Source organism: Pseudobutyrivibrio sp. (genome assembly GCF_017471675.1).
Lineage (GTDB): Bacteria > Bacillota > Clostridia > Lachnospirales > Lachnospiraceae > Pseudobutyrivibrio.
Genome location: NZ_JAFUSK010000060.1, coordinates 1 through 7518, shown reverse-complemented (window position 1 = coordinate 7518; position 7518 = coordinate 1). Strand labels below are relative to the sequence as shown.

The window sequence follows — 7518 nt, the reverse complement described above, 5'->3', positions numbered from 1 at the left end:
TTGGTCAACTAGATGGACAACGGCAAATGCATCTATATACAGTATGTACAATGATATTTTATTTAGAATAGTTTTGCCGAATGAAATGGGCCGTGACGGTATTGCAATGGAAGGCTTAGGTTCTTTAACTGGTAACCAAGAGGCAGGAACTTTAGCCGGAGGAGCCATGGCGGTTGCAGGTGTAAAAGTGAGAGAACAGCAACAGAATAGAATGGCAGAAGATGATGCGTTTTTAGAGAAAATTTTACAACAGGGATATAGTCAACAGGTACTTCATGTATTAAGTATTAAACGTTTTGGAAAAGGATATAAGGTGAAAATGAGATGTACGGCTCCAGGCATGGTAGTTCCATCTATGAAGACTTCGTTTTACATATTCCCTGGTTATAACGATTATGAGGAACTTATAGAGTACTTCAAGTATTTTAAAGATCACACAACGGAAAAAATAAATTGGAGATAATTAGAAGGGGTGCAAAATAGATGTCACGAGAAGATTTTAAAGAGTATATGAATTTGGCTAAAACATTATTAGGTCAAGGAAAAGGAGAAGAGGCTTTCAAGTATTTTTCTAAAGCAGAGCAGGAAGATAACATGAATGAAGAGGTTTATCTTGGTAAGGGTGTTGCACTTGCTAATATGGAAAAATATGAAGATGCAAAACTAGAGTTTGAAAAAGTACTAAAACTGAAGAGAGATAATGGACTAGCTTTATTTCATTTAGCAAACATAGAGGTTTTATTACAGAATAGAGCAAGGGCTATAGAACTATACAATAATGCTATAGCATGTGGTTACAATGATGCGCAGGTTCTATATAGCTTGGGCCTTATGCAAGAAGATGATGGAGAGATAGACTTAGCTATCAGGAATTACTCTAAAGCTATTTTAAGAAATCCTAATAGGCCAGATATAAGAATTCGAAAGGCACGCTGTCAGATTAGGGTTAATCAATTGCAAGAAGCGCTTCAAACACTAGAGGAGCTTATTCTTTCTAATCCTGATGTATTTGAAGGATACCATTTAAAGTTTTTAGTATTAGAATCCTTGAAGCGATTTGATGAGGCTGAGGCAATAATTGATGAGGCTTTATCGTTATTTAAAAAAGACGTCAATTTTGCTTTGGATAAAGCTTCCATTTTGATTGACAAGAAGGAATTTGATGAAGCTTTACAATATTTATCAACAATTAAAGAAACAATGGAAGTATCAGATACTAATTTTGCTATGAGACAAATTGCTATGCATGAAGCAAGAATTTATGCATTTAAGGAAGATATTGATGGACTGATTTCTTCTATAAATAAAGCAATCGAATTTAGCGATAAAAATGGTTTATTCGATTCAGAAGCACTATTTATGCTTATGAATTGCTATATCACTCAAGAAAAATTTGATAAGGTTTTAGATATAGCAAGAAAATTGAAGAATGCAGAAATGGAAGATGCTTATTCAGTTGCTGGAAGATATTATGAACCATTTGCTCTTAAGGGATTAAACAGAATGGATGAAGCAATGCCATTATTTAAAGAAGCAGTTTCTTTTTATAGAGCAAAGTCTTTGGATAATCCAGAATTTCTTGAGTACTATTCATACAGAGTAATGTGTTTGAGAGAAATGGGCGAATATGATAAGGCTTTAGAAATAGCAGATTATCTTGTTAATGTAGGTGAAAAAGTTGCTGAAATGCATATCCTTAAGGCAACGGTATTAGAAGTTGCTGGAAGGAAAGAAGAAGCGGACGCTGAAAGAAAGCTTGCTGCAACTGTTGCACAGCCAGGATCAACTATTTCAAAACTAATTAATTAAAAGGGGATAGAAAAATGTTTTACTATGATGAAACCGCATTGGGAAATGCAAAATCCGAGTATGAACAATTTGCTGCTGATATGAAGGCTCTTAGAGAGCTTCTTGAAGGAGATGTAAATGATTTAAAAAGTAGTGCTTGGCAATCAAAAGCTGCTGATGCATTTTTTAAAAAATTTAATGATGAATGGAAAGAAAATATGCAAAAGTACGAAGCTGTCATTACACATATGGCCGATAATATGAAAATAGCGATTGATACATATCAGCCAGTTTGGGATGAAGCGGAAGAATTAGGACTTTAATGAATGAAAGGAGGGGCATATGGCAAATATAGTGATTACACCCTCAGAATTAAGGGAATGTGCACAGAACCTTGAAAAGCTTTTAGATGAATATAAAGAGCATATAGAAGCTGTTGATAAAAGAATGCTTATGGCTGAAGTGGCATGGCTAGGTAAAGCAAAAGATGAAGTATATAAACAATATTATGAGGAATTACAACCCTTTTTAAAGGATGATATTCCTAATGTTGTTGATACATTAGTGGAAGAGCTATATGGAGTAGCACAAGCAATTGATGATACAGATGAGGAAATCGCAAGTTCATTATCTTAATAAAAAGAGCAGAATAGGAGAAATATGTTTGAGATAAAATTAAAACCTGAGGAATTAGTTTCAACAGCTGAATTTTTAACCAATGAACATGAGCAAATTTGCTCTATTGTAGAAGAGATGGTTAAGTGTATTAATAATACAGTTGAAAACTGGGCTGGGGCTTCTCAGTTACAGTTTGTAGATACATTTACAGAACAGATGGCCCCTGCATTGCAGGAATCATTACCACAGGTGCTAGAAGGCATTTCGAATCAGCTTAAGTGTTCTGCTGAGACAATGAAGCAGACAGATGAAAGTGTTTCAGATGCTTTAAAGAATAATTAAAAAATATGTAAATCAGGAGGAATTAAAAATGGCACAGATTAGAATTACACCAGAGGAATTAAGAGAAGGAGCAAGCTTCATTCAGCAGAAAGAGGAAGCTATCAATCAGGAAGTGGCAGCACTTAAGGCAAAGATTGATGAAATCACAGGAAATTGGGAAGGTGCAGCACAGAGCTCATTTATTGAAACATTCGAGAGTGATATGTACCCAATTATGAAGGATACACTTCCAGAGGTATTAGAGGGAATCGCATCACAGATGAATGGTGCAGCAGATGCACTTGAGCAGGCAGACGAAGAAATCGCTAATGCGTTCAGAGGTTAGTTAATAGTTCAGTAAAGTATTTATATAGAATATATCTAGGAGGATAAAGAAATGGCACAGATTAGAATTACACCAGAGGAATTAAGAGAAGGAGCAAGCTTCATTCAGCAGAAAGAGGAAGCCATCAATCAGGAAGTAGCAGCACTTAAGGCAAAGATTGATGAAATCACAGGAAACTGGGAAGGTGCGGCACAGAGCTCATTTATCGAGACATTTGAGGGAGATATGTACCCAATCATGAAGGATACACTTCCAGAGGTATTAGAAGGAATTGCATCACAGATGAATGGTGCAGCAGATGCACTTGAGCAGGCAGATGAAGAAATCGCTAATGCATTTAGAGGTTAATTAAAAGGAATAAACTGATGGAAAGCTATAAGGTTGATAGTAAGATTTTTATACCATTATCATTTAGACAGTTACAGATAAAAAAGATTATCTTAGTAATAATGCTCATATATACAGTATGCGTTTTTATTGAACTATTATTAAGAGGATTTGACCCAAGGATAATGGGAAGTCTTTTGATTTTTGTATTTGCTGTTAATTTATTTTTCTTTTTTATGAAAGAAGGTTATCAGTCTACAAAGTTATATATGGGTATAGGAAAAACAGAATTATGTATGAAATATGTTGCTATACGGCATGATTTTTATAAATCTGATATGGTAGTTACTATGCCTATAGCTTCCATTAGTAATTTAGAATATAGTGATAAACTCAATGCTCTAAGAATTGAAGGCTTAAGTAAAAGATCTTTCCATGGGCAGGAGTTAGAAAACATGCATGAATGGGTCATATATCTTGACTCAACAAGTAAATATCAAATAATTAATTCAATCGAAGAAGTTACAAGAATAGAAACTAAATATATTGACAGATAAAAATAAAGGGAGAAATAATGTCAGCGCTTATTATAGATTATAGTGAGTTACAGACGATAGCAACAAATGCTACGAGTTTAGCATCAAAGGCAGAGAATTATTGCAACGAATTAAATAGTAATGTATATAGTGCTTTTGGCTCTGTAACAGCAGGAGTTAATGATGTATTATCTTCTGCAATGTATTATGTTGCAGCAAAACAAAAGAGCTTAACTGAGAAAGCAGAGGAATATGCTAGGTTTGCCGGAAATGTATGTACGTTAATAGAGCATGCAAAACAGGCAGATCAGGACGTAGCAACTAAAATAGAAAATAATCAAGAGGATTTCTTAAAGAAGCATTCGGAAATACAGGCGGCCGAAGGTATAGAGGCATTTTTATTGAATCTTTTTGTAGAGGTTAAAAATGCGTGTCCTCTTTTTGAAATAGTAGCAGACTGCTACATAGCAGTGTTTGATACACTTGATAGTGCATTTGATGCACTAAAATATTTTTATGAATGTGGAGGCGGAAAAGAGCTATTAAATATAGTTATTGCCGTGGCAGTAGCCGTAGTAGCTGTGGCAACATTCATAGCTTGCTTTCCACTTAGTTTAGCCTTCTCGTGGGCAGGATTAGTTGCTTTAGCCACAGTCATAGGATCAGGAATAGCCGCGGTGAATGCAATAACAGATGTATTAACATCTACAAGAGCATTAGAAAGCCGCTTGAATGGAGACCCAGCTTGGGCTAGTATATATGGGAAGCAGGACAAGTTTTCAGATGTTCTCAGGGATACAAATTTTGGCAGCGGAACATTAAACAAGCTATCATATGGAGCAGCCACAACAATTGACACCGTAGAGACGGTGTGTGATGTAATATGTGTGGCGGATGGATTGAAAGAGTTTTATAAGGCGGGACCACAGTATAGTGAGAAGCTAGGGGCGAGAAAAAATAAACTAGGAGCAAAAGAGAATCAGAGTTTTGCTAGAAAAGTGGGAAATGTATCAGGATGTCCTCAGAATTATTCGCGAGATGATATTATAAACTCTTTGGATGGTGTTACAGAGCAATCGACAGAAATAGCTCGCGGAATAAAAAATGGAGAAATAAAGATAAACGTCTTAGGTGACGAATTGTTTGAGTCTTATTTAGGAGTCTCTTCGGAAACTAAAGCGGTAGCAGTAGGCGAGCAATTGTATGTTAGGAGCAGTTCAGAAACTATTTTTTCTGATGTTGTTCATGAGGGAACGCATGTGGATGATTTTTTATCAGGAGAAAGTTTTGACAAAATAAGAACCTGGGAAGGAGAGCTGCATGCCTATAGTGCTGAAAGAGAATTTCAAATTAAAAGTGGAATGGAGGTTCAGTTCCCTAATAAAGATGATATGAAAGTGCATATTTGGAGTAATTATGAAAGGTTGGATAATTGAACATGGATGTTACAAGATTAATGATTGAGTATTTAAAAACTAGAAATAAGGAATTATTGGTTCCACTGGACTATGATATTGATTCAAAGACGCTAACTGTCATTGTGACTAATATTCTTTCATGGATAAAGTTAGAGAAAAAAAGAGAAATTTGGCGAGAACAAGGTCGCAAAAGTCAGAACAAACCTTTAGAATTGAACGATAAATATTCTTGGTGTTCCATTTTGGTTGAGTTAGTTGACATAGGTGTATTTAGTAAATATTTTTGTATAAAGGACTCCAAGCTTGATTTTTTAGATACTATAAGTAAAGAAGAAATATCTAATATCAGAACATATGTATATGAAAATTATAACCCTCAAAAACATACTTATGAAAGAGGCTTATGATGTATCAAATAAGTGCATAGATTATGTTAGAGACGATAAAGAGATGCATTTGAGTGTTGTCACACTAAGAAAGATTTTATTTGACTAGGAGTGAATCATTATGATGACATCATTAGATAAAATTAATGCGTTGAAAAAGATAAATGGATGGGCTATAGTTTCAGAATTTGCTGTTGGCGGCTTCGAATGGCTTGGGTTTTCTAAACTAAGGCCTGAATTACTGTTTGTAATATCTTCACAGAAAAATACCGTTTTTAATTGCGAAGACGGTACAATTCAAAATTGTGATTTGATATATGATGAAGATGAAATGGTAGCATTTTCAGATGTAGTTAGAGATGAGGCAATCTCATTAGTGGGTCAATATGGTGGTGAACTTAAGAAAACAACCGTTCAGGGTGAACAAATAATTGAATCTAAAGATAACAATATATCGAGTCTTACATTTATTTCAAAGGATGGAAAAGCGATACAAATATTTGAAAATTATTCGCTGTATACCTTTGGATTTAATGATAATGGCAATTATTTTCTAATATGCAATGATGGCGGTATAACTGTTTTGAAAAGAACATGTAATTAATTATAGAAAGGTACTATAAATGGATAACACAAATTTAAATGAAAATCAGACACCAAATACTTTTGATGAGGAGAGCGAAAAGAGAATGGAAAAGCAGGTAAAGCTTTCATTCGTAGCAAGTATAGCATTAATAGTAGCTTCACTTTTAGGAGGAACATACAGCACTATTCTTGTTTTGGTTTTAGCATATTTCAATGTTAATGCAATTAAAGTTGAAAGATTCAAAAAAGATGCTACAAGAAACTTAATCCTTTTAGGCGCTGCTGTAGTGATTACAATTATTAGAGTAGTTTTAAAGTAAAAAATATTAATGGTAAAGAGGGGCAGGTTAGCTTGCTTCTCTTTTTTTTGAGAGGAAATTATTAGATGAAAGTTCCGAACACGCCTAGGCAACGAAGATATGATGAATGATGGCAATGACTGGATTGTAGACATAGACTTGAAAAAGTTCTTTGACACAGTTAGAACAAATATTTCTTTTATAATTGGAAAATGGAGTATTGTGATTGGGTATTGATTACAATTCTTGTAAACAATATGGATATATTTGATACTGATGAAGAAATAGAGGCATTGATGATTAGCTTATTTATAGAAGCTAAAAATTCAAGTCCAATATTCAATTTATTCTGTAATGCAACTGTATGGGTACACGATAAGATATCTAGTGGGTATGACGCGCTGAAGTATTTTTATGAGTTTCTATAGCAGCTGTAATATCTGGTGTAATAGGATTTGCAAATTCCATAGTAAATGTGGAAGAATCTATGAATGCATTAGAGGCAAGAGCAAATGGAGATCCTGCTTGGGCAAAAAAAGGCACAATTGAGAGGATATTAAGATGGAAAAAAATTTATTTAAAAACAAGGTTTTCATTGATAATGATTCCTATTCAAATTTTTTTAAATTTGGAGCTATTTTTTTGATTACAATATCATTGGGACTTGCAGCATGGGGGGGATATGTTCATTTTGTTACGGGAAAAGATATGACATTAACTGTTACAGCAATTAGTATGTTGGTGGTATTTATTTTCATTTGGTCAACTAGATGGACAACGGCAAATGCATCTATATACAGTATGTACAATGATATTTTATTTAGAATAGTTTTGCCGAATGAAATGGGCCGTGACGGTATTGCAATGGAAGGCTTAGGTTCTTTAACTGGTAAC

Annotated in this window: 13 protein-coding genes; all 13 read left to right on the top strand. The window is 34.4% G+C overall.

All coding sequences use genetic code 11. The features are described 5' to 3' along the window. On the top strand, positions 1-463 hold a 463-nt coding region (locus IJ535_RS09575), incomplete at its 5' end, for a hypothetical protein (protein WP_294301849.1). A 20-nt stretch (positions 464-483) separates the two neighbouring features. Further along, positions 484-1809 carry a tetratricopeptide repeat protein gene (locus tag IJ535_RS09570; protein WP_294301847.1) on the top strand — a complete coding sequence of 442 codons (1326 nt, stop codon included), beginning with the start codon at positions 484-486 and terminating at the stop codon, positions 1807-1809. A 14-nt stretch (positions 1810-1823) separates the two neighbouring features. Then, positions 1824-2111, top strand: coding sequence for a WXG100 family type VII secretion target (locus tag IJ535_RS09565; protein WP_294301845.1), 288 nt, complete (start codon positions 1824-1826; stop codon positions 2109-2111). Between the two features lie 19 nt (positions 2112-2130). Then, positions 2131-2424 (top strand): WXG100 family type VII secretion target, encoded by a 294-nt coding sequence (locus IJ535_RS09560; protein ID WP_294301842.1) that lies wholly within the window; start codon positions 2131-2133, stop codon positions 2422-2424. A gap of 24 nt (positions 2425-2448) precedes the next feature. Then, positions 2449-2748, top strand: coding sequence for a WXG100 family type VII secretion target (locus IJ535_RS09555; protein ID WP_294301838.1), 300 nt, complete (start codon positions 2449-2451; stop codon positions 2746-2748). Positions 2749-2776: 28 nt separating this feature from the next. Continuing rightward, positions 2777-3073, top strand: a complete 297-nt coding sequence (locus tag IJ535_RS09550; RefSeq protein WP_294301834.1) for a WXG100 family type VII secretion target — start codon at positions 2777-2779, stop codon at positions 3071-3073. Positions 3074-3124: 51 nt separating this feature from the next. After that, entirely contained in the window at positions 3125-3421 is a 297-nt protein-coding gene (locus IJ535_RS09545; protein ID WP_294301831.1) for a WXG100 family type VII secretion target, read from the top strand. A gap of 17 nt (positions 3422-3438) precedes the next feature. Continuing rightward, on the top strand, positions 3439-3957 hold the full coding sequence (locus IJ535_RS09540; RefSeq protein ID WP_294301829.1) for a hypothetical protein: 519 nt from the start codon (positions 3439-3441) through the stop codon (positions 3955-3957). 17 nt (positions 3958-3974) lie between these two features. Continuing rightward, entirely contained in the window at positions 3975-5372 is a 1398-nt protein-coding gene (locus IJ535_RS09535; RefSeq protein ID WP_294301826.1) for a hypothetical protein, read from the top strand. Between the two features lie 2 nt (positions 5373-5374). Further along, positions 5375-5761 carry a hypothetical protein gene (locus IJ535_RS09530; RefSeq protein WP_294301824.1) on the top strand — a complete coding sequence of 129 codons (387 nt, stop codon included), beginning with the start codon at positions 5375-5377 and terminating at the stop codon, positions 5759-5761. A gap of 100 nt (positions 5762-5861) precedes the next feature. Then, entirely contained in the window at positions 5862-6344 is a 483-nt protein-coding gene (locus tag IJ535_RS09525; RefSeq protein WP_294301821.1) for a hypothetical protein, read from the top strand. A 19-nt stretch (positions 6345-6363) separates the two neighbouring features. After that, a complete protein-coding gene (locus IJ535_RS09520) occupies positions 6364-6645 on the top strand; it encodes a hypothetical protein (RefSeq protein ID WP_294301819.1) in 282 nt (93 codons plus the stop codon). Between the two features lie 540 nt (positions 6646-7185). Then, positions 7186-7518, top strand: a 333-nt coding sequence (locus tag IJ535_RS09515) for a hypothetical protein (RefSeq protein ID WP_294301817.1), incomplete at its 3' end; no start/stop codon positions are given.

Excerpts from the sequence above, each read along its gene's own strand:
- IJ535_RS09570 (WP_294301847.1), top strand. The coding sequence starts at position 484 with ATGTCACGAGAAGATTTTAAAGAGTATATGAATTTGGCTAAAACATTA.
- IJ535_RS09565 (WP_294301845.1), top strand. The coding sequence starts at position 1,824 with ATGTTTTACTATGATGAAACCGCATTGGGAAATGCAAAATCCGAGTAT.
- IJ535_RS09560 (WP_294301842.1), top strand. The coding sequence starts at position 2,131 with ATGGCAAATATAGTGATTACACCCTCAGAATTAAGGGAATGTGCACAG.
- IJ535_RS09555 (WP_294301838.1), top strand. The coding sequence starts at position 2,449 with ATGTTTGAGATAAAATTAAAACCTGAGGAATTAGTTTCAACAGCTGAA.
- IJ535_RS09550 (WP_294301834.1), top strand. The coding sequence starts at position 2,777 with ATGGCACAGATTAGAATTACACCAGAGGAATTAAGAGAAGGAGCAAGC.
- IJ535_RS09545 (WP_294301831.1), top strand. The coding sequence starts at position 3,125 with ATGGCACAGATTAGAATTACACCAGAGGAATTAAGAGAAGGAGCAAGC.
- IJ535_RS09540 (WP_294301829.1), top strand. The coding sequence starts at position 3,439 with ATGGAAAGCTATAAGGTTGATAGTAAGATTTTTATACCATTATCATTT.
- IJ535_RS09535 (WP_294301826.1), top strand. The coding sequence starts at position 3,975 with ATGTCAGCGCTTATTATAGATTATAGTGAGTTACAGACGATAGCAACA.
- IJ535_RS09530 (WP_294301824.1), top strand. The coding sequence starts at position 5,375 with ATGGATGTTACAAGATTAATGATTGAGTATTTAAAAACTAGAAATAAG.
- IJ535_RS09525 (WP_294301821.1), top strand. The coding sequence starts at position 5,862 with ATGATGACATCATTAGATAAAATTAATGCGTTGAAAAAGATAAATGGA.
- IJ535_RS09520 (WP_294301819.1), top strand. The coding sequence starts at position 6,364 with ATGGATAACACAAATTTAAATGAAAATCAGACACCAAATACTTTTGAT.